23 protein-coding genes and 1 riboswitch are annotated in these 17,744 nt (G+C 69.1%); of the genes, 12 read left to right on the forward strand and 11 right to left on the reverse strand.

Going from position 1 to position 17,744, the window contains the following annotated elements; genetic code table 11:
• Positions 1–87: 87 nt before the first annotated feature.
• The gene (locus J2T23_RS09555) at positions 88–666 is read right to left on the reverse strand and encodes a TetR/AcrR family transcriptional regulator (protein WP_307359400.1); all 579 of its coding nucleotides are present in this window, start codon (positions 664–666) and stop codon (positions 88–90) included.
• Positions 667–801: 135 nt separating this feature from the next.
• Between J2T23_RS09555 and J2T23_RS09560 the strand changes: the two genes are divergently transcribed.
• Complete coding sequence (locus tag J2T23_RS09560; protein ID WP_307359403.1) at positions 802–1,479, forward strand: NADPH-dependent F420 reductase; 678 nt, start codon at positions 802–804, stop codon at positions 1,477–1,479.
• 27 nt (positions 1,480–1,506) lie between these two features.
• On the opposite strand, the gene J2T23_RS09565 is transcribed toward J2T23_RS09560, so the two are convergent.
• Together J2T23_RS09565 and J2T23_RS09570 are read right to left on the reverse strand one after the other, a co-directional pair.
• On the reverse strand, positions 1,507–2,190 hold the full coding sequence (locus tag J2T23_RS09565) for a response regulator (protein ID WP_141159523.1): 684 nt from the start codon (positions 2,188–2,190) through the stop codon (positions 1,507–1,509).
• Positions 2,187–4,763, reverse strand: a complete 2,577-nt coding sequence (locus tag J2T23_RS09570) for a DUF4118 domain-containing protein (RefSeq protein ID WP_307359405.1) — start codon at positions 4,761–4,763, stop codon at positions 2,187–2,189. The genes J2T23_RS09565 and J2T23_RS09570 overlap by 4 nt, the downstream gene beginning before the upstream one ends.
• Positions 4,764–4,941: 178 nt before the next feature.
• Here J2T23_RS09570 and J2T23_RS09575 point away from each other — a divergent pair, with 178 nt between their 5' ends.
• A complete protein-coding gene (locus J2T23_RS09575; RefSeq protein ID WP_307359408.1) occupies positions 4,942–5,688 on the forward strand; it encodes an ABC transporter permease in 747 nt (248 codons plus the stop codon).
• 142 nt (positions 5,689–5,830) lie between these two features.
• Here J2T23_RS09575 and J2T23_RS09580 read toward each other — a convergent pair whose 3' ends face one another.
• Positions 5,831–6,376, reverse strand: coding sequence for a YceI family protein (locus tag J2T23_RS09580; RefSeq protein WP_307359410.1), 546 nt, complete (start codon positions 6,374–6,376; stop codon positions 5,831–5,833).
• Between the two features lie 145 nt (positions 6,377–6,521).
• Here J2T23_RS09580 and J2T23_RS09585 point away from each other — a divergent pair, with 145 nt between their 5' ends.
• Both J2T23_RS09585 and J2T23_RS09590 read left to right on the forward strand, forming a co-directional pair.
• Positions 6,522–6,950, forward strand: coding sequence for a hypothetical protein (locus J2T23_RS09585; protein WP_307359412.1), 429 nt, complete (start codon positions 6,522–6,524; stop codon positions 6,948–6,950).
• A gap of 42 nt (positions 6,951–6,992) precedes the next feature.
• Positions 6,993–7,727, forward strand: a complete 735-nt coding sequence (locus J2T23_RS09590; protein ID WP_307359414.1) for a CDP-alcohol phosphatidyltransferase family protein — start codon at positions 6,993–6,995, stop codon at positions 7,725–7,727.
• Positions 7,728–7,756: 29 nt separating this feature from the next.
• Here J2T23_RS09590 and crcB read toward each other — a convergent pair whose 3' ends face one another.
• From crcB to J2T23_RS09620, 6 genes are all read right to left on the reverse strand, one after another.
• Positions 7,757–8,134 carry a fluoride efflux transporter CrcB gene (gene crcB / locus J2T23_RS09595; RefSeq protein WP_307359416.1) on the reverse strand — a complete coding sequence of 126 codons (378 nt, stop codon included), beginning with the start codon at positions 8,132–8,134 and terminating at the stop codon, positions 7,757–7,759.
• Positions 8,131–8,655, reverse strand: a complete 525-nt coding sequence (locus tag J2T23_RS09600) for a fluoride efflux transporter FluC (protein WP_307359418.1) — start codon at positions 8,653–8,655, stop codon at positions 8,131–8,133. Before J2T23_RS09600 ends, crcB begins: the two co-directional genes overlap by 4 nt.
• Positions 8,655–9,203 carry a universal stress protein gene (locus J2T23_RS09605; protein WP_307359420.1) on the reverse strand — a complete coding sequence of 183 codons (549 nt, stop codon included), beginning with the start codon at positions 9,201–9,203 and terminating at the stop codon, positions 8,655–8,657. The genes J2T23_RS09600 and J2T23_RS09605 overlap by 1 nt, the downstream gene beginning before the upstream one ends.
• Positions 9,204–9,274: 71 nt before the next feature.
• A riboswitch (Fluoride riboswitch) is annotated at positions 9,275–9,361 on the reverse strand.
• A gap of 46 nt (positions 9,362–9,407) precedes the next feature.
• Positions 9,408–10,085: a haloacid dehalogenase type II gene (locus J2T23_RS09610; RefSeq protein ID WP_307359423.1), complete on the reverse strand. Its 678-nt coding sequence runs from the start codon at positions 10,083–10,085 to the stop codon at positions 9,408–9,410.
• A gap of 14 nt (positions 10,086–10,099) precedes the next feature.
• Entirely contained in the window at positions 10,100–10,516 is a 417-nt protein-coding gene (locus J2T23_RS09615; RefSeq protein WP_307359426.1) for a DUF302 domain-containing protein, read from the reverse strand.
• A 48-nt stretch (positions 10,517–10,564) separates the two neighbouring features.
• Positions 10,565–10,822 (reverse strand): metal-sensitive transcriptional regulator, encoded by a 258-nt coding sequence (locus J2T23_RS09620; protein WP_043452296.1) that lies wholly within the window; start codon positions 10,820–10,822, stop codon positions 10,565–10,567.
• 125 nt (positions 10,823–10,947) lie between these two features.
• On the opposite strand from J2T23_RS09620, the gene J2T23_RS09625 reads away from it, so the two are divergent.
• The 8 genes from J2T23_RS09625 to J2T23_RS09660 all read left to right on the forward strand — a co-directional run bounded on the left by J2T23_RS09625 (position 10,948) and on the right by J2T23_RS09660 (position 16,764).
• Positions 10,948–11,565: a rhodanese-like domain-containing protein gene (locus J2T23_RS09625; protein ID WP_307359429.1), complete on the forward strand. Its 618-nt coding sequence runs from the start codon at positions 10,948–10,950 to the stop codon at positions 11,563–11,565.
• Positions 11,562–12,320, forward strand: coding sequence for a sulfite exporter TauE/SafE family protein (locus J2T23_RS09630; protein WP_307359431.1), 759 nt, complete (start codon positions 11,562–11,564; stop codon positions 12,318–12,320). Before J2T23_RS09625 ends, J2T23_RS09630 begins: the two co-directional genes overlap by 4 nt.
• Positions 12,321–12,342: 22 nt before the next feature.
• Positions 12,343–12,684 (forward strand): rhodanese-like domain-containing protein, encoded by a 342-nt coding sequence (locus J2T23_RS09635; protein ID WP_224026918.1) that lies wholly within the window; start codon positions 12,343–12,345, stop codon positions 12,682–12,684.
• Positions 12,685–12,733: 49 nt separating this feature from the next.
• On the forward strand, positions 12,734–13,030 hold the full coding sequence (locus tag J2T23_RS09640) for a rhodanese-like domain-containing protein (protein WP_307359436.1): 297 nt from the start codon (positions 12,734–12,736) through the stop codon (positions 13,028–13,030).
• A 34-nt stretch (positions 13,031–13,064) separates the two neighbouring features.
• Complete coding sequence (gene trxA / locus J2T23_RS09645) at positions 13,065–13,427, forward strand: thioredoxin (protein ID WP_141159510.1); 363 nt, start codon at positions 13,065–13,067, stop codon at positions 13,425–13,427.
• 5 nt (positions 13,428–13,432) lie between these two features.
• Complete coding sequence (locus J2T23_RS09650; RefSeq protein WP_307359439.1) at positions 13,433–13,843, forward strand: rhodanese-like domain-containing protein; 411 nt, start codon at positions 13,433–13,435, stop codon at positions 13,841–13,843.
• A 90-nt stretch (positions 13,844–13,933) separates the two neighbouring features.
• Positions 13,934–15,334, forward strand: coding sequence for an MBL fold metallo-hydrolase (locus J2T23_RS09655; protein ID WP_307359443.1), 1,401 nt, complete (start codon positions 13,934–13,936; stop codon positions 15,332–15,334).
• Positions 15,335–15,492: 158 nt separating this feature from the next.
• Complete coding sequence (locus tag J2T23_RS09660) at positions 15,493–16,764, forward strand: MFS transporter (protein ID WP_307359445.1); 1,272 nt, start codon at positions 15,493–15,495, stop codon at positions 16,762–16,764.
• Here the strand turns inward: J2T23_RS09660 and J2T23_RS09665 are convergent.
• On the reverse strand, positions 16,662–17,738 hold the full coding sequence (locus J2T23_RS09665; protein WP_307359447.1) for an alpha/beta fold hydrolase: 1,077 nt from the start codon (positions 17,736–17,738) through the stop codon (positions 16,662–16,664). The genes J2T23_RS09660 and J2T23_RS09665 overlap by 103 nt on opposite strands.
• Positions 17,739–17,744 lie beyond the last annotated feature (6 nt).

The following is a 17,744-nucleotide window of genomic DNA, read 5'->3' on the forward strand; positions in this document are numbered from 1 at the left end:
AACGGCGGATCGGCGAAAAGGACCTTTATTGACGAATCCTTTACGCGGGAATTTACGACTGCGGCACGCGGCTTTGGTGCCCACCGTTTAGGGGCGCGGGCAGGCCTGCCCGACGAGCAACTGCGCAAGGGCCAGGGCGCGCCTGCCGTACGTCCCGCCGTCGAGCACTGCCGCCGTGGCGTAGGCGCCGTTGAGGACGATGAGGAGCTCTTCGGCGAGCTGGTCCGGCGACTCCGCTCCGGCGTCGGCCGCCAGCGAGCTGAACCAGTCGCGCACCTGCTGCTTGTGGCCCACAGCTGCCATGTGGGCCGGGTGCTGGCCGAGCGGAAACTCGGTGCTCGTGTTCAGCATCGGGCAGCCGCGGTATGTTGGGCCGGCGCAGTCGGCAGCCAGCACCCCAAACACGGCCAGGAGCTTCTCCCGGGGGTCGTGTTGCTCATCAGCGGCCTGCCGCATCCGCTCAAACCAGGCGTCGGCACGCCCCTGGACATACGCGGTGGCGAGGGCGTCTTTGGTGGGGAACTGCCGGTAGACGGTGGCGTTTCCAACCCCGCATTCCTTGACCACCGTATCCATGCCCACGGCCCGGATTCCCTGCTGGTAGAACAGCCGGGTGGCCACATCCAGGACATTGCGCCGGTTCTCCTCCGCCGTCCTTCGCACCATTCGGACCACACTCCCTCGAAAGCTTCTGCACTCTGCTTGGCCTTAAGTTTGACAGACGGAACGTTCCGTCACAAACTAAATGAGAACGATCCGTCACAATCAGCCCCGTCCCCACGGACCCACCAAGGAGCACCCATGAACATCGCCGTCCTCGGCACCGGCATCGTCGGCCGGACCATCGCAGCCCGCCTGGCAGAGCTGGGACACAATGTCACCATCGGCACCCGCGATCCGGAAGCCACCCTCGCGCGCACGGCCCCGGACGCCATGGGAACTCCCCCGTTCGCCGGCTGGGCCGCCGAAAACCCGGGCATCGCCGTCGCCGGTTTCGCCGACGCTGCGGCCGGCGCCGAACTCATCGTCAACGCAACCAACGGCAATGCGTCCCTGGACGTCCTGGCTGCGGCCGGCGCCGGGAACCTTGACGGCAAGGTAATCCTGGACATCGCCAACCCGCTCGATTTCAGCAAGGGCATGCCGCCCACCCTGTTCGTCAAGGACACCGACTCCCTCGGCGAACAGATCCAGCGCACCTTCCCTGCCTCGCGTGTGGTGAAGTCCCTCAATACGCTCAACGCCGACCTCATGGCGCGCCCCACGCTCCTGGCCGACCCCGGCACGGTCTTCGTCTCCGGTAACGACGCGGACGCCAAGAACACCGTCACGGGCCTCCTGAAGGACTTCGGCCATGACGATGTCATCGACCTCGGCGACATCTCCACCGCCCGCGGCACCGAAATGCTCCTGCCCGTTTGGCTGCGCCTCTGGGGCGCGCTGGGCACCCCGGCGTTCAACTTCAAGATCGTCCGGTAAGCCCGCGCCTGCCGGCCCTGGTACGGGTTACGGCTCGAAGCGGTAGCCCATCCCGGCTTCGGTGAGCAGGTGCCGGGGCCGGGCCGGGTCCTTCTCCAGCTTGCGGCGCAGCTGGCCCATGTAAACGCGCAGGTAGTGGGTCTCGTTGTCGTAGCCCGGGCCCCAGATCCTGGCCAGCATCTGCTGCTGGGTGATCAGCCGGCCGGGATTCCGCACCAGCAGTTCCAGGATGGCCCACTCGCGCGGGGTGAGCCGGACCGGTTCCCCTTCCCGGGTCACCTTCCGGTTGGCCAGGTCCACCTCGAAGTCCCCCACGTCGACGGCGGGCGGGTCCTCGGCAACCTCGGGCGCGCTGCTCCGGCGGCCGGCGACGCGCAGCCTTGCCAGGAGCTCGTCCAGCCCGAACGGCTTGGTCACGTAGTCGTCGGCGCCGGCGTCCAGGGCCCTGACCTTGTCCACGGACCCGTGCCGGGCGGAGAGCACGATGATGGGCATGCTGCTGGTGCGCCGGACGCGGGTGATCACGTCCACGCCGTTGATGTCCGGCAGGCCCAGGTCCAGCACCATGACATCCGGGTGCCCGCCTTCCGCGTGCCTGAGCGCGGACGCCCCGTCCAGGGCCGTAAGCACCCGGTACCCCTCCGCCTGCAGGTTCACCTGCAGGGCGCGCAGCAGCTGCGGTTCATCGTCAACGATCAGGACTGTCCTCATACGGTTGCGGTGCCTGCTTCCCGGCGGATGTTGGGGCTGTAGGGCCCGGTGGACAGCGGCAGCCGGACCACCATGGTCAGCCCTCCGCCCGGAGTCGGCTCGGGCACCAGCCGGCCGCCCATCGCCTCGGTAAAGCCCTTCGCCACGGCCAGGCCCAGCCCGATGCCCAGACCTTCCGGCGCATCGTCAAGCCGCTGGAACGGCCGGAACATCTCCACTACCGCGGCAGCGGGCACACCCTGCCCGTGATCGACGATACGCAGCTCACCAAAAGGCGTGCCGCCGTCGTCCGCTGCGTTGGCCGCTCCCGACACGCCCACGATCACCACGTCCGAGCCGGGCGCGTACTTGAGCGCGTTTTCCACGATGTTGGCGATGACCCGCTCCAGCATGCCCAGGTCTGCGTCCACGGCCGGCATGTTGGGTGCGAGGTCGATCCGGATGCGCTCCGTGGGGATGCCGCGCAGGGCGTCCTCGATGGCATCGCGCCACGTGACCGGGGCGGTGTGCGGTGCAGCCGATCCGCTGGAGATGCGGGACATGTCCAGGAGGTTGGAGATGAGGGCGTCCAGGCGCTCGGTGTAGGAATCAATGGTGGCCAGCATCTCCTCCTGCACCTCCGCCGGGAGCCTGCTGTTCTGGCGGCGGAGCGCGGTGACCGCCAGCTTGATCCCGGCCAGTGGGGTGCGGAGGTCGTGGCTGACCGCGCTCAGGATTGCGGTGCGGACGCTGTTGCCCTCCGCCAGTTTCGTGGTGCTTTTCAGGGTGCGCTGCAGGGCGTGGTGTTGCCGGAGCAGCAGGAGGTGGGCTCCGTGGGCGGCCAGCAGGAGCCGGTCCCCTGCCGTCAGGGTGCGGCCGGACAGGACCAGGGCGGTCCGGGGATCGGCCAGTTCCACGTTGTCAGTGAGCGCGGTTGCCGCCTCCGGGGACGGTGGCGGCGCGTCCCCGGAAAAGGCCTGCAGTTCCCACGTGTCCTGCCTGTCCCCGGTCCGGGTGAAGAGGCCGGCGGCCCGGACCTGGAAGGTTTCGCGGGCCTTGTCCAGGAAACCGGCAACGGTATCGTCCGCGAGGAGTGCGTCCCTGGCGAGGTCGGCGAGGGTGGTGGCCTCGGCGCGGGCGCGGACGGCTTCCCGCGCCCGGCGTTCAGACAGGCCCACCACCAGGGACACCGCCACCGCGGCCCCGAGGAAGACCAGCAGGGCAAAGACGTTCTGCGGGTCGCTGATGTTGAACGTGCCCACCGGGTCCGTTTCGAAGTAGTTCAGCAGCAGCGATGCCAGGACGGCTGCGAGCACGGCCGGCCACAGCCCGCCGATGAACGCCACCGCCATCACCCCGGTCAGGTGCACCAGGGCGTGGGTGGCGAGGTTCAGGTCGCGGCTGAAGGACAGGAGGGTGGAGGCCAGCACGGGGAGGAGCACCGCGAGGATATAGCCAACCGTGGTGCGCGTGCGGCTGAGGGCTGCGGGGGTATGCCGCGGGAGTCCCCGGGCCGCGGGCGGATGGGAGACCAGATGCACGTCGATGTCGCCTGATTCCCGCACCACCCTTGACGCCACGCCCCTGCCCAGGACGCGGCTCCAAGGGCTTCCCGGTGCTGCCCCGAGGACAATCTGGGTTGCGTTGGCACTCCGGGCGAATTCCAGCAGTGACTGCGCCGGGTCATCCCCGGACACCGTGTGGAAGGTGCCGCCGAGGTCCGTGATGAGCTGCCGCTGCGCCTCCACGGTTTGTTCCGACGCCTCCCGCCGTGCGGTGGTGCCGCGCACGTGGACAGCCAGGAGTTCGCTGCCGTTGACGCGGGACAGGATCCGGGCCGCCCGCCGGATGAGCACCTCGTCCCCGGGGGAGCCGGCAAGCCCCACCACCACCCGTTCGCGGGTGGGCCACGCGGCGGTGATGCCCTGGCTTTCCCGGTACGCCGCCAGGCCTTCCTCCACCCGGTCCGCGAGCCAGATGAGGGCCATTCCGCGCAGGGCCAGCAGGGTGCCCGGCCGGTACTCGTTGGCCAGGGCGGCATCGATCCTGTCCGCCGGGAAGATCCTGCCGTCCGCCACCCTCTGGCGCAGGAGCGCAGGTGGGATGTCCACAAGCTCAATGTGGTCCGCCCGCCGCACAATCCCATCCGGCACCGTTGCGTCCGGCGGATCGTCGATGATCGCGGCAACCACGTCCCTGAGGGACCCCAGCTGCTGCACGCAAAGGGTGGACAGCACGTCGATGCCCGCCGCCAGCAGCTCCTCGATATCCTGCCACCTCTGCTGGTTCCTGCTGCCTGGGGCGTTGACGTGTGCGTACTCGTCCACTACGGCCACATCCGGCTTCCGTTCCAGCACGGCGTCCACGTCCAGGCCCGGCACCCCTGCTCCCGTCGTACCGCCTGAAAGGCGCGGCGCAACAGCGTCGAGCCCTTCTGCGAGCTGCCGCGTCTCCTCCCGGCCGTGGTCCGCGGCGATGCCGACCACGACGTCCCTGCCCCCGGCCAGCAGCCGGTGCGCTTCCCGCAGCGCGGCGTATGTGGTGCCCGCGCCGGGCGCCGCGCCCAGAAAAATCCGAAGGGTTCCGCGTGACATACCCACAGTCTTATCCCGTCCGGTCACCTGGGCCAACTTCCGGCCTCCAAACAGCGGTGGTAGTGATGGGGCGTCGCAGGAAAACGTGCCAAAAGTGATGGGGCGTCGCAGGAAAACGTGCCAAAGGTGGTGGGGCGTCTGGGAAGGGACGACGGCGGGCGCTCAGTAAGCTGGCAGGATGTCCGTGCTTGCCGCCCTCCTGCCCACCCTGGCGGCCATTGCCATCCTGGCGGCACTCACGGTGGGCATCCTGTGGGGCTCGCGGACGCCGTCGTACCTCTCCCCTGCCCTGGCCATCCTGCGCGGCGCGGCGCAGCTGGCCGTGATCAGCCTGGTGCTGGGCGGCGTGATCAGCAACCCGCTGTGGGTGGGGGCGGCCCTGCTGGTGATGTTCAGCGTGGCGGCCGTGACCGCGACGCGGCGCCTCACCTGGTCCTGGCGGCGCTTTGGCCTGGTGGCCGGAACCATGGCCGCCGGGATCCTGGTGACGGTCGCCGTCGTGTTCGGAACCGGCGCCATTGAATTCTCGCCCCGGTACGCGCTGGCGGTGGGCGGGATCGTGATTGGCAACTCCATGACCATCGCCACCCTGGCCGGCAGGCGCTTCTTCGAAGCGGTGGTGGAGCAGTGGGACCAGGTGGAGGGGTGGCTCGCGCTGGGTGCCACGCCGCGGCAGGCAACCCTGGTCCAGGCCCGGCAGGCGGTGCACTCGGCGCTGATTCCCTCCACGGACCAGACCAAGACCACCGGCCTGGTGACCCTCCCGGGAGCCTTCGTCGGGGCGATCTTCGGCGGCGCCTCCCCGTTCGAGGCAGGCCGGTTCCAGGTGGTGGTGCTCGCCTCGATCATGGCAGCCGGGTCCATTACCGCCGTGGCCCTGATCCGTTCACTGGGCAACGTCAAGGTCCGGCCCGACCCGCTGTAGGCCACCGCGTGGCGCGGCGCATCTCCATTTCCGCTGCGCAAATCCATTCCCGCGGCGCCAAAACGCCGGCGCTACGGACATTCCGGTAGCGCCGGCATTTTCGCGCGTCGAAAAGTAACGGGCGCGGCGGGAACCTGCGGGATTAGGCCTGCTTGACCAGGGCCGCTTCCAGGTTGATCTTCACCTTGTCGCTGACCAGCACGCCGCCGGCTTCAAGGGCTGCGTTCCAGGTGAGTCCAAAGGCCTTCCGGCTGATCTCTGTTTCGGCGGAGAACCCCGCCCGCGTGGCGCCAAAGGGATCCACGGCCACGCCGGTGAATTCGACCTCCAGCTCCACAGGCTTGGTCACGCCCTTGATGGTCAGGTCCCCGGTCAGGGTGTAATCCTCCCCGTCCCCTTCAATGGAGGTGCCGCGGAACGTCATCTCGGGATACTTCTCGACGTCGAAGAAGTCCGCGCCGCGCACGTGTGCGTCGCGGTTGGCGTCACCGGAGTCGAAGCTTGCGGTGGAGACCGTGGCGTGCACCGACGAGTCAGCCAGCGACTCGCCCACGCGTGCCTCGGCCTGGGCTTCGGTGAAGCGGCCGCGGACCTTGCTGATCCCGGCGTGGCGGACGCTGAAGCCGATCTCGCTGTGCGACATGTCCAGGGTCCAGGTTCCCGGCGTGATGTCCTTGGGAAGGGTCATTGTCATTCTCCTTGCTCGTAGGGCCGCAGGCTCGGCTGCCCGCTAAAGGGCGCAAGACTGCGGATGCCCCTAATATTCCCCCTAAATCCCACAAGGAGAACAGGGCCGAATGAACCGGAAGGGAACTTCGGGCGTATACATAAGCGTGGCTCTACGATTACTGACCGCCCTGGCGCTGTTCATCGATGCCGGCGTGCACCTGTTCCTGGCCCCGGGCTACCAGAACACGCAGCCGGGCACCGTCAGCCAGGGCACCTTGTTCCTGCTCGAAGCGGCGGCCGCGCTGGTGGCCGGCGTTTACGTCCTGGTCCGCGGCAGCAGGGCTGCCTATGGCGTGGCCCTGGTGGTGGCCCTCAGCGCGTTCGCCGCCGTCGTGCTGTACCGGTACGTTGACATCCCTGCCATCGGACCGATCCCGGCCATGTACGACCCCGTCTGGTTCTTCTCCAAATCCCTCAGCGCTGTTGCCGAGGGAGCCGGGGCCCTGCTGGCGCTTGCCGGCCTGGTCCGCGGCCGCCGCAGGAGAACGTCCGACGCCGGCGCAGGAGTCCGGTCCCGGCGCTTCCGGCGGTGACCACCACCCCGGCCGTTGTTAGCATGCGAGGGGAGGTGGGCGATGAGCGGGGCTGAGCGGGCGGTGCCGGACGCCTTCGGGGCCGTTTCGGGGTACGTGTTCTCGGCCCTGGTGCTGACGTCCGTGTCCCCGTCCGGACTGCTCCTCCAACTGGCCGGCCTGTGCGCGGGAGCAGTGGTGACGGGGGCCGCCGTCGGCTCGGTGCTGCGGCGGATCCCGCGCTTCTCGACGCCGGCGGACCGGGTGACCCTGCTGCGCGCCATCCTGGTGGCCCTGTGCGCGGTGCTGGCGGTTCCGCAGTTATTCACGGGCCGCCGCACCGACCTGCTCCTGCCCCTCCTGGGCGCCGCGGCGTTCCTCCTTGACGGGCTGGACGGCGTGGTGGCGCGGCGCACCGGAACCTCCTCGGCCGCCGGAGCGCGGTTCGATTCCGCCACCGACGCCGCCCTGGTGCTGGTGCTGTCCGTCGGAGCCGCTTCCGTGGCCGGCCCGTGGACGCTGGCCATCGGTGCCATGTATTACGCCTTCGTGGCCGCAGGCTTGCTCCGGCCGCAGCTTCGCGCGGTGCTGCCGGCCAGCGCGTCCCGCAAGGCCATCGGGGCGTTCCAGCCGTTTGCGCTGCTCATTGCGCTGCTCCCGGGCGTCCCTACCCTGGCCGCGGGCCTGGTTCCCGCGCTGGCCCTCGGTTTGCTCGCCGTGTCCTTTACCCGCGACGTGGTCCAGCTGGAGCGCCTGCACCGCGCCGGGCTGCGGAAGGTTCCCGCCGGGATTTCCTAGCCGGCGTGGGTGCGCTGCATCCGGTGCCGTCAGAGCAGGCCCGCGAGGGCGAAGCCGCCGGCCGCGGCGCCCACCGCGGCCACCGCGGTGCCCACGGCGTTGAGGAGTGCCAGCCCGGTGCGGCGGGACTGGACCAGGCGGACTGTTTCGAAGCTGGCCGTGCTGAAGGTGGTGTAGCCGCCTAGGAACCCCGTGCCGGCGATGGCCTGCAGCTCGGGCGGGGCCGCGTGCACGATCACGGCGCCGGCGAGGAGGCCCAGCAGGAACGATCCCGTGACGTTGATGGCGATAGTGCCAACCGGCAGCGCGGTCCTGATTTTGGTGCGCACCAGCCCGTCCACCACGAAGCGGGTGGCGGCTCCGAGGCCGCCCGCAAGTCCCAGCAGGATGATGGTCACGGGGCTCACCGGCGTCCTTCCTTCGCGGCGGCCGGCCCAGGCCGGCGGGTGGTGCGGGCGTGCTGGGCTGCTGCGAGGCGGATGCCCGCGACGGTTGCCACCGCGCCGGCCACCACGGAGGCGCCGACGTAGAGGACGGCGTCGGCACTGCGGCCGGTATTGACCAGGGTGGTGGCTTCCACGGCCAGGGTGCTGTAGGTGGTGAAGGCGCCCATGAACCCGGTGCCCACCAGCAGCCGGACCAGCCTCAGCCGGCCGGCGTCGGGCCCCCGGCGGACCAGTGCCTCCAGCAAGGCGCCGAGCAGGAACGCCCCGGCCAGGTTGATGGCCAGGGTGGGAAGCGGCCAGCCGCCGGGTGCGGGCAGGACGCCGCTTACCCCGTAGCGGGCCAGCGCGCCGAGGATTCCGCCGATGATGACCACCAGGACAAACCCGGGGTGCAGGTGGACCGGCCGGTGGACGCGCGCCCCGCCCAGGGTTCCCAGGTCTGCTGCGTCCTGCGCTTCGGTCCTGGGGACAGGTTGCTCCATCAGCGTCCCGCCTTCGGCTGGCGCCTGGAATGCGGGGCCAGCGGGACCACCAGGACGGGCCGGTGCTGGCGGTGGGTCAGGTGCACGGCAACGGATCCCACCAGCAGTTCCTCGAACCGCGCGCCGAGCCCGCGTTCCCGGGTGCCCACCACGATGACGGAGGCATCAGTGGATTCGGCCAGCCGTCCGAGTGCCCGGGCCGGGTCCCCCGCCAGGGTCAGGAAGGACCAGTCGATCCCGCTGGCGCCCAAAGCTTCGCGGAGGTCACCGGCAATGGAGGCGCTGATCCCTTCGATGTCGTCATCGATCCCGTCCGGGTCGATGGGGCGGGCTTCCACCCTGCCGTCGGGCTCTTCCGCCAGGTACGTGGTGACGTCCACGTAGGCACAGACAAGTTTCACGCCCAGGCTGAACGCCAGTTCGGCGGCACGGTGGGCGACTGCGAGCGGCTGGCCGGGCACCACGCCCATGAGCACCGGACCGCTGATCTTCCGGGGGACGTAGGGCACGGCGCCGGCGGGGTCTTGTGGTTTCTCGGGCTCAGTCATGGGCTCTCCTGGTCGGGCCGGGGCAGGAAGACTGGGCCGGCTGCGGGCACGGGCCACCTACCTTCGGATCAGCAAAGGCAGGAACCATCAGCCAGGCGGCGGTTCGAAGACCGCGCACCTGCGCGGGCCTTCCGGCGGGATCCATCGCCGTGAACAGAGACTACAGGTTCTTCCGCACCGCCGGCCACCACGGGCGGCCGGGTCTTACAGGGCAGCGGCGAGGGCGTCCGGCAGTTCGGTCAGGGCCGCGACGACGATGTCCGACTCCTGGAAGTAGGAGGGGTACCGGGAGCCCGTCCGGTTGATCCAGGCGGTCCGCAGTCCGGCCCGGGCTGCCCCGTGGATGTCCCAGGGGTGGACGGCGACCAGCAGCATCCCGGAAGGGTCCGCCCCGGTGGCAGCTGCCGCATAGTGGTACGCGGCCTTGGCGGGCTTCCACGCGGCTGCGTCCGCCACGGAGAGCAGCAGCTCGAAGTTGTCCCGGATATCCGCGGCCACGAGCAACTTGTCCGTGTTGGCGGCCGCACCGTTGGTCAGGGTTACCAGCCGGTGCCCGGCCGCGGCCAGGGCGCGTACACCGTCGGGGATATCCGGGTGGAGGGAGAGGTCCTGCATTGCGGCCATGACGCGTTCGACGGCGGCGTCCAGGTCCCCGGAAACCCGTTCGGCTTCCAGCAGGGCGCGGAGGGCGTCGGCGCCAATGGCGGCAAAGGCCCGGTTGTCGCCGCTGGCGGCGAGGGCGAAACCGTCCCGCAGCAGCGTTGCGAACCAGAGCCTGGCCAGTTCCCGCTGCGCACCGGCCTGCTCAAAGGCGTCCGCGAGCGGGCCCATGTCCGAGAGTGTCTCGTTGACGTCAAAGACGATGACAAGCGGTTCCGGCATGGTCTCCCCCTTCGCTACCCGTCCGCCTGGCCCAGGCTGGCCAGGGCCTTCCGAAGGCGCGTGCCGGCGTCGTCCGCCACGTCCTTCACCGAAGGCGCGCTGCTGAGCTGCACCATTGTCTGCGGATCGATCGCTTCGACCGTGGTGGACTCTGCCGCGCTGTTCCGGCGCACCACCACGTTGCAGGGCAGCAGGGCACCCATCTCCGGCTCGGCGGCCAGGGCGCGGCTGGCAAGGGCTGGGTTGCAGGCGCCGAGGATGACGTAATCGCCGACGGCGTCCGCGGCGTCGGCGCCGAGCTTGGCTTCGAAGGTGGACCGGATGTTGATTTCGGTCAGGATCCCGAACCCCTGCGCGGCAAGGGCTTCGCGGGTGCGCTCCAGCGCCTCCGCCCAGGGAAGGGAAACAGTGGTGGCCAGGGTGTAGGTCATGATGCTCCTTGAAAATTGCCGGGCGGTCGGTTGCGGTGCGGGGCCAGGTCAGGCCAGCGAGAGGAAGAGCTTCTCCAGGTCCTTCCGGTCCATGGTTTCGTCCTTCTGGACGATGCACTGCTCAAGACCCGTGGCGATGATGGCGAAGCCGGCGCGGTCAAGGGCCTTGGACACGGCCGCCAGCTGGGTGACGACGTCCTTGCAGTCGCGGCCTTCCTCGAGCATCCGGGTGACGGCGGCAAGCTGGCCCTGTGCCCGCTTGAGGCGGTTGATCACGGGCGTGAGCTCTGTGGGGTTCAGTTCCATAACGGGGTCTCCATCGGTAAGGGGCTTGCGTTCAACTATATACCCCCATGGGTGTTTTGACTACCCCCGGGGGTATCTGTAATACTCGGTGGGGTATCCACCCGACCCCTTCCGAGAGGCCACCCATGACGCCCCCTTCCAAAGCAACAGCCGTTACCGCACTCGCCCCTGAGGCCCTCAAGTCCTGGATTAAGGAACACCAGGACCTCGTGGTGATCGATGTTCGCTCGGCCGCTGAATTCGAGTCCATGCACATCCGCGGCTCCTACAACGTGCCGCTTCCCCTGCTCTCCGAGCACACCGACGAACTCGCCGCCCGGCTGGGTTCGCGGGTAGTCCTGGTCTGCCAGTCCGGCGTCCGCGCCGAGCAGGCCCGCCAGCGCATGGCCACTGTCGGCCTTGACACCGCTTACGTCCTCACCGGCGGGGTTCCCGGATTCGCCGCCGCGGGCGGCGACGTGGTCAAGGGCAAGGACCGCTGGGACCTGGAGCGCCAGGTCCGCCTGGCCGCCGGCTCCCTGGTGGTGCTGGGCCTGGCCGGCGGCAAGTTCGTCTCTCCCAAGGTGCGCATGCTGGCCGGTGCCATCGGCACAGGACTGACCTTCTCGGCCGCGACCAACACCTGCGCCATGGGCAAGGCCCTCTCGGCCATGCCCTGGAACAAGGCAGCCAAGGAGCCCACCCGCGAAAGCGCCATCCTGCAGCTTCCCGTGCAGTCGGCTGAAGAGGGCGCAGCGGCATGATCCCGGCCCTGGGTCTGGGGCTCGTCGTCGGCGTCGTACTGGGCGTAGTTGGCGGCGGCGGGTCCATCATTGCCGTTCCGGCCCTGGTGTACGGCGTGGGCATGAGCCCCGCCCAGGCCATTCCCACCTCCCTGCTGGTGGTGGGAATCTCCTCGCTGGCAGCCCTGCTCCCCCGGTTCCGGGAAGGACTGAACTGGCCCGTGATCGCCCTGGTGGGGGGTGCCGGCATCCCGGCAGCCTGGGCCGGCGCGGCCGTGGGCAAGCTGCTGGACCCGAACATCCTGATGCTGGCTTTCGCCGTGATCATGGTGGCCGCCGGCATCCGGATGCTCAGCAAGCCCCGCGAAAGCGAGGGATCCTGCAGCACCGGACCGAACCGGGCCTTCCGGTCCTGCGCCCCGAAGGCCGTGGGTGTGGGCCTGCTGGTCGGGTTCCTCACCGGACTGCTGGGCGTGGGCGGCGGCTTCCTCATCACCCCCGCACTGACCATCTTCCTGGGCCTGCGCATGAAGCAGGCCGTGGGAACATCCCTGGCCATCATCGTGGTCAACTCGGCTGCCGGGTTCAGCGCCCACGCCGCCGGCTACACCATCGACTGGTCCACCACCCTGGCGTTCGCCATCCCGGCGATCGTGGGATCGGTGGTGGCCGCCAGGTTCGCCCGGCACCTGCACGACAAACACATCCGCATCTCGTTCGCGGTACTCATCTTCGCCGTCGCGGCGTGGGTCACCGCCGGCACGGTCACCGCCTGACCCCTCCACAGAGGAGAACACCATGGGACTGATTGATTCCCTCAAGAAGGCCTTCAGCAAGCCCTACAAAACGATTTCCGTGGCACAGGCAAAGGAACTCCTGGGTTCCGGGGCCACGCTCATCGACGTCAGGTCTGCCCAGGAATGGCGGACCGGCCGGGCGCCGCAGGCCAAGCACGTCCCCCTGGACCGGCTGCAGACCAGCACTGCCGGCATCCAGAAGACCCGGCCGGTAATTGCCGTCTGCGCCTCCGGCGTCCGCTCCGCCTCCGCAGCCCGGCTCCTGGCCGCCAAAGGATACGACGCCTACTCGGTGCGCGGCGGCATGGCCGCCTGGCGCCAGGCCGGCGAACCCGTCCGCTAGCAACACCCCACCAGCTCCCAGCCACCAACCACTTCAAAGGAGAACCACCATGGCTGAAATCACCATCACCGAAGCCGAAGAGCGCCGCTCCACCGCCCGGATCCTCGACGTCCGCGAGGACTTCGAAGTCGCCGAGGGCATGATTCCCGGCGCCCTGCACATCCCCATGGGCCAACTGCAGGCCCGCCTGGGCGAACTCGATCCCACCGTGCCCGTGATCGCCGTCTGCCGCAGCGGCAACCGCAGCGCCGCCGTCGCCGACGCCCTCAACGGCGCCGGCTACAAAGCCGACACCATGGCCGGCGGCATGACCGCCTGGACCCGCGCCGGACTCCCCACCACCTAACCAGCAAACTCCGCCCGAAAGGACACGACAGATCATGGCAACCATCGACATCACCGAGCAATCCTTCGCCCAGACCCTGGAGGACAAGGACATCGTCTTCGTTGACTTCTGGGCAGCCTGGTGCGGCCCCTGCCGCATGTTCGCCCCCACGTACGGCGCCGCCGCCGAACGGCACCCGGACATCACTTTCGCCAAGGTGGACACCGAGGCCGAACAGGCGCTCGCCGCGGCAGCGAACATCACCTCGATCCCCACCCTGATGGCCTTCAAGGACAAGACGCTGGTCTTCTCCCAGCCCGGAGCGCTCAACGCCACCGGCCTGGAGGAAGTCATCCAGGCCGTGAAGAACCTGGACATGGACAAGCTCCGCGCCGAGGCCGGCCACCAGCACGCCTGAGAACCATGACGGACCCGTGGGCGTTCCGCACCGTCACGGCGGACCAGCTTGCCCTGGTGTGGCCCCAGGCCACGCTGGTGGACGTCCGCAGCCGGGAGGAGCATGCCACCGCGCATGTCCCAGGGAGCCTGAACATTCCCCTGGACGAGCTGGCCTCCCGGCTCGCGGACCTGCCCAACACCACACTCCACCTGATGTGCGGCTCCGGGAAACGCAGCAGCCAGGCTGCACGCCTCCTCACGGACCGCGGACACACCGCGGTCAATGTGGCCGGCGGGATCACCGAGTGGTACCGGGCAGGCCGCCCCGTCATCTACAACCACACCCCCACAGACCCTCCCCCACCCGCACAAAAGAACGCAGCACCAAGCCTCAAACGCCTGCTGCCAAGGCTCTTCCGCAGGACCTCCGCATAGGCCGCAGTGCACTGGCAGGATACCCCCGGGGGTATCTATACTGAATTCAGAACAACTCCCAATCCCCTTTCAACTGAAGGAGAGCACCAGATGCTTATCGAGCGCATTTACGACGAAGACCTCGCCCAGGCCAGCTACCTGATCGGCTGCCAGGCCAAGGGCGAAGCGATCGTGGTGGACGGCCGCCGCGACATCGCCGTGTACCAGGACCTGGCTGCGAAGAACGGCATGAAGATCGTGGCCGTCACCGAGACCCACATCCACGCCGACTACCTCTCCGGCACCCGCGAACTGGCCGCGGCCACCGGCGCCAAGATCTACGTTTCCGGCGAGGGCGGCCCCGACTGGCAGTACGAATTCGACGGCGAACGGCTTTACGACGGCGACACCATCACCCTGGGCAACATCAGCATCAAGGCGGTCCACACCCCCGGGCACACCCCGGAGCACCTGTCCTTCCTGGTGACCGACGGCGCGTTCAGCGACAAGCCGGGCTACCTGCTCTCCGGCGACTTCGTGTTCTCCGGCGACCTGGGCCGGCCGGACCTGCTGGACGAGGCAGCCGGCGGCGTGGACACCCGCTTCGAAGGCGCCAAGCAGCTCTTCGCCAGCCTCCGCGACAAGTTCCTCACCCTCCCGGACTACGTCCAGGTCCACCCCGCCCACGGCGCCGGCAGCGCCTGCGGCAAGGCCCTGGGCGCCATCCCTTCCTCGACGGTGGGCTACGAGCGCCTCTACGCCTGGTGGGGCCCCTACCTGGCGGCAAACGACGAGCAGGGCTTCATCAACGAGCTCCTCGACGGCCAGCCCGATGCACACGCCTACTTCGCCCGCATGAAGCGCGAAAACCGGGAAGGCCCGGCCGTCATGGGCGAGCGCACTCCCCTGCCCGAGCTGTCCACGGAGATCGTTGCCGCAGGCCTGGCAGAGGACACCCTGACCTTCATCGACACCCGCTCCAACGGCGAAGTCCACCAGGGCACCGTGGTCCGGTCCCTGAACGTACCGGCCGGCAAGTCCGTGGCCAGCTACGGTGCGTGGGTGGTCAACCCGGAGACCGATAAGAACCCGCTGGTGCTCCTGGCCAACGGCCAGGACCAGGCCCAGGACATGTGGGACCACCTGGTCCGCGTGGGCATCGACAACGTGGCCGGCTACCTCACCAGCATCGAGGGCTTGCCCACCTTCACCCCCAAGCTGATCCAGCCCGAGGAACTCGAGGGTTTCGAGTCCGCCATGGTGCTCGATGTCCGCAACAAGACCGAGCACAAGGCCGGGCACGTCCCGGGTTCCTACCAGCTCAGCGGCGGCCGCCTCATGTGGCACCTCGACGAGCTGCCGGCCGGCGGCACCATCGTCTCCTACTGCCAGTCCGGCGTCCGGAACTCCGTAGCCGCCAGCGCCCTGCGCCGCGCCGGGTACGACGTCGTCGAACTCGATGGCAGCTACGCCGCCTGGAACGCCTGGCAGAACAGCGTCCCCGCCGTCTGACCCAGGACACCCACAGACCGCCCGGGCAGGACCCCCCTCCTGCCCGGGCTCCAGTCCGGTGCGTCCCCCGCGTATCCGGGCCCGGCCCGGGCGTGCCCCCACACGCCCGGGCCACTTTCATGTCCCCACCGATGACCCCGCATGGAATGGAACAGCTAATGCAAGGCAGGACACTTCCCGCAACCGGTTCGGCCGGGCCTGTACTTGGCCTGCGGCGGAACCTGGCCCAGTTCATGCTGCTCGTGGCTGTAAACGGACTGGTGGGCGGCACCCTGGGCCAGGAACGCACCGTTCTGCCCCTGCTGGCCTCCCAGGAGTTCCACCTGGACCTCTACACAGGGGCACTGACGTACATCCTGGCCTTTGGCCTGTCCAAGGCCGCGATGAACTACTTCGCCGGCACCCTCTCGGACCGGTATGGCCGCAAGCCGGTCCTTGTCGCCGGCTGGCTGGCGGCGGTTCCGGTGCCGCTCATGCTGATCGTCGGCCCGTCCTGGGCCTGGATCGTGGCGGCCAACGTCCTGCTGGGCATCAGCCAGGGACTGACCTGGTCCACCGCGGTGATCATGAAGATGGACCTGGTGGGCCCCCGGCAACGCGGATTGGCCATGGGGTTCAACGAGGCCGCCGGCTACCTGGGGGTCGCCGCCACTGCGCTGGCCACCGGCTACCTGGCCACCGCCTATGGCCTCCGCCCCGCCCCGTTCCTGCTCGGTGCGGCCTATATCGCCCTCGGCCTGGGACTGACCGTCCTGGCCGTCAGGGAAACCCACCACCACGCCAAGACCGAGGCCGTCCAGCACACTGCCGCCTCCGGCAGCGCCCATGCCGGCCTCACCACCGGCCAAGTGTTCACCCTTACCAGTTTCAAAGACCGCTCCCTCTCGGCATCAAGCCAGGCGGGCCTGGTCAACAACCTCAACGACGGCTTGGCCTGGGGCCTCTTCCCCGTCCTGTTCGCCGGTGCCGGGCTGGACCTTGGCCAGATCGGCATCCTCGCCGCCGCCTACCCTGCCGCCTGGGGTGCCGCGCAACTGGCCACCGGCGCCGCGTCGGACCGTTGGGGCCGCAAATGGTTCATCACGGCCGGCATGCTGGTCCAGGCCGTGGCCCTGGGCATCACCGCGTCCGCCCACAGCTTCGGGCCCTGGCTCGCCGCCGCCGTCGTCCTGGGCCTGGGCACCGCCCTGGTCTACCCCACGCTGCTTGCCGCCATTGGGGACGTCGCCCACCCGGCCTGGCGGGCCCGCTCCGTGGGCGTCTACCGGTTGTGGCGCGACGGTGGCTTCGCCGTGGGTGCCCTCCTGTCAGGCGTCCTGGCAGATCTTTACGGCATCCCCGCAGCCATCGCCGCCGTCGCGGTGCTCACAGCCGCCTCCGGCGTCGTGGTGGCCGTCCGGATGCGCGGGAACGACCACGTCATGGGGTAGTACAGGTCGGCCGGGGCCAGGAACCGCCGGATCTCTTCCGCCATCCGCCCGGCCTGCGTCCAGTGCAGGTAATGGCCGCCCGGCAGGGGCAGCACCTGGTGCAGTGTGACGTTCTTGAGGAGTTCCTCCGCTGCAGCCGTTTTCGCGGCCGCCCTGCCGTCCCCTTCATCGGCGATGAAGGCCAGCACGGGCAGGTCCTCCGGGTAGGTGGCACCCCGAAGCGCCGCCGCGTTGTTGCCGATTCGCCCGGTTTCATCCGCCACCGCCGGATTGCCGAGGTTCCACAGCATCATGCTGCGCATCCGTTGCAGCTCTTCATCCGAATAGGCATGGCTGTCCGGATCGAAGATCCCCGGAGCCACCGCGGCAGCCACGCGGACCAGCCCCGTGGCGGCCAGGAGCTTCACCCAGTTGATGCCGGGCTCCGGTTCCGCCACCGGGTGGTCTCCGGGCTTGGGGATGGTGGCGTCAATGCCCACCACCGCGGCCACCTCCGGGCGGTACCGGTTGGCGTAGTCCAGCAGGTAAAACCCGGCGATGGAGTGGCCGGCAAGGACGTAAGGCCGGCGGAGCTGGAGCTTTGACAGGGCCTCGTGGAGTTCGTTGCTGATGTTCTCGTTGGTCCGGGCCTTGGCCTCCAGGTCGCTGTAGCCGTAACCGAAGCCTTCCACCACCAAGACGTCGAAGTCGTTCAGTTCGCGCATCAGCGGGGCAAAGTCGAGGCCCGGGGCGGCAGTTCCCAGGCCGCTGAGCAGGACGATGGGCGGACCCTGGCGGCCGGCCCCGCTCCCGTTCCGGACCACGTTCAGCGAACCCCCTGCCACCGCGATCCGCTCCCCGTAGGACGGGGTGGTGGCCTTCTCCCGCGACTCCAGGGCCACGTTGGCCAACGCAGAGGCCATGAGCAGCACCAGGACAACCAGTGCCGTGATGCCCAACCGGCGAAGCCGGCGCCGCGGCCTCCGGGGCTTCATGTCAGC

The sequence above is a fragment of the Pseudarthrobacter niigatensis genome (genome assembly GCF_030812615.1).
Taxonomy (GTDB): domain Bacteria; phylum Actinomycetota; class Actinomycetes; order Actinomycetales; family Micrococcaceae; genus Arthrobacter; species Arthrobacter niigatensis.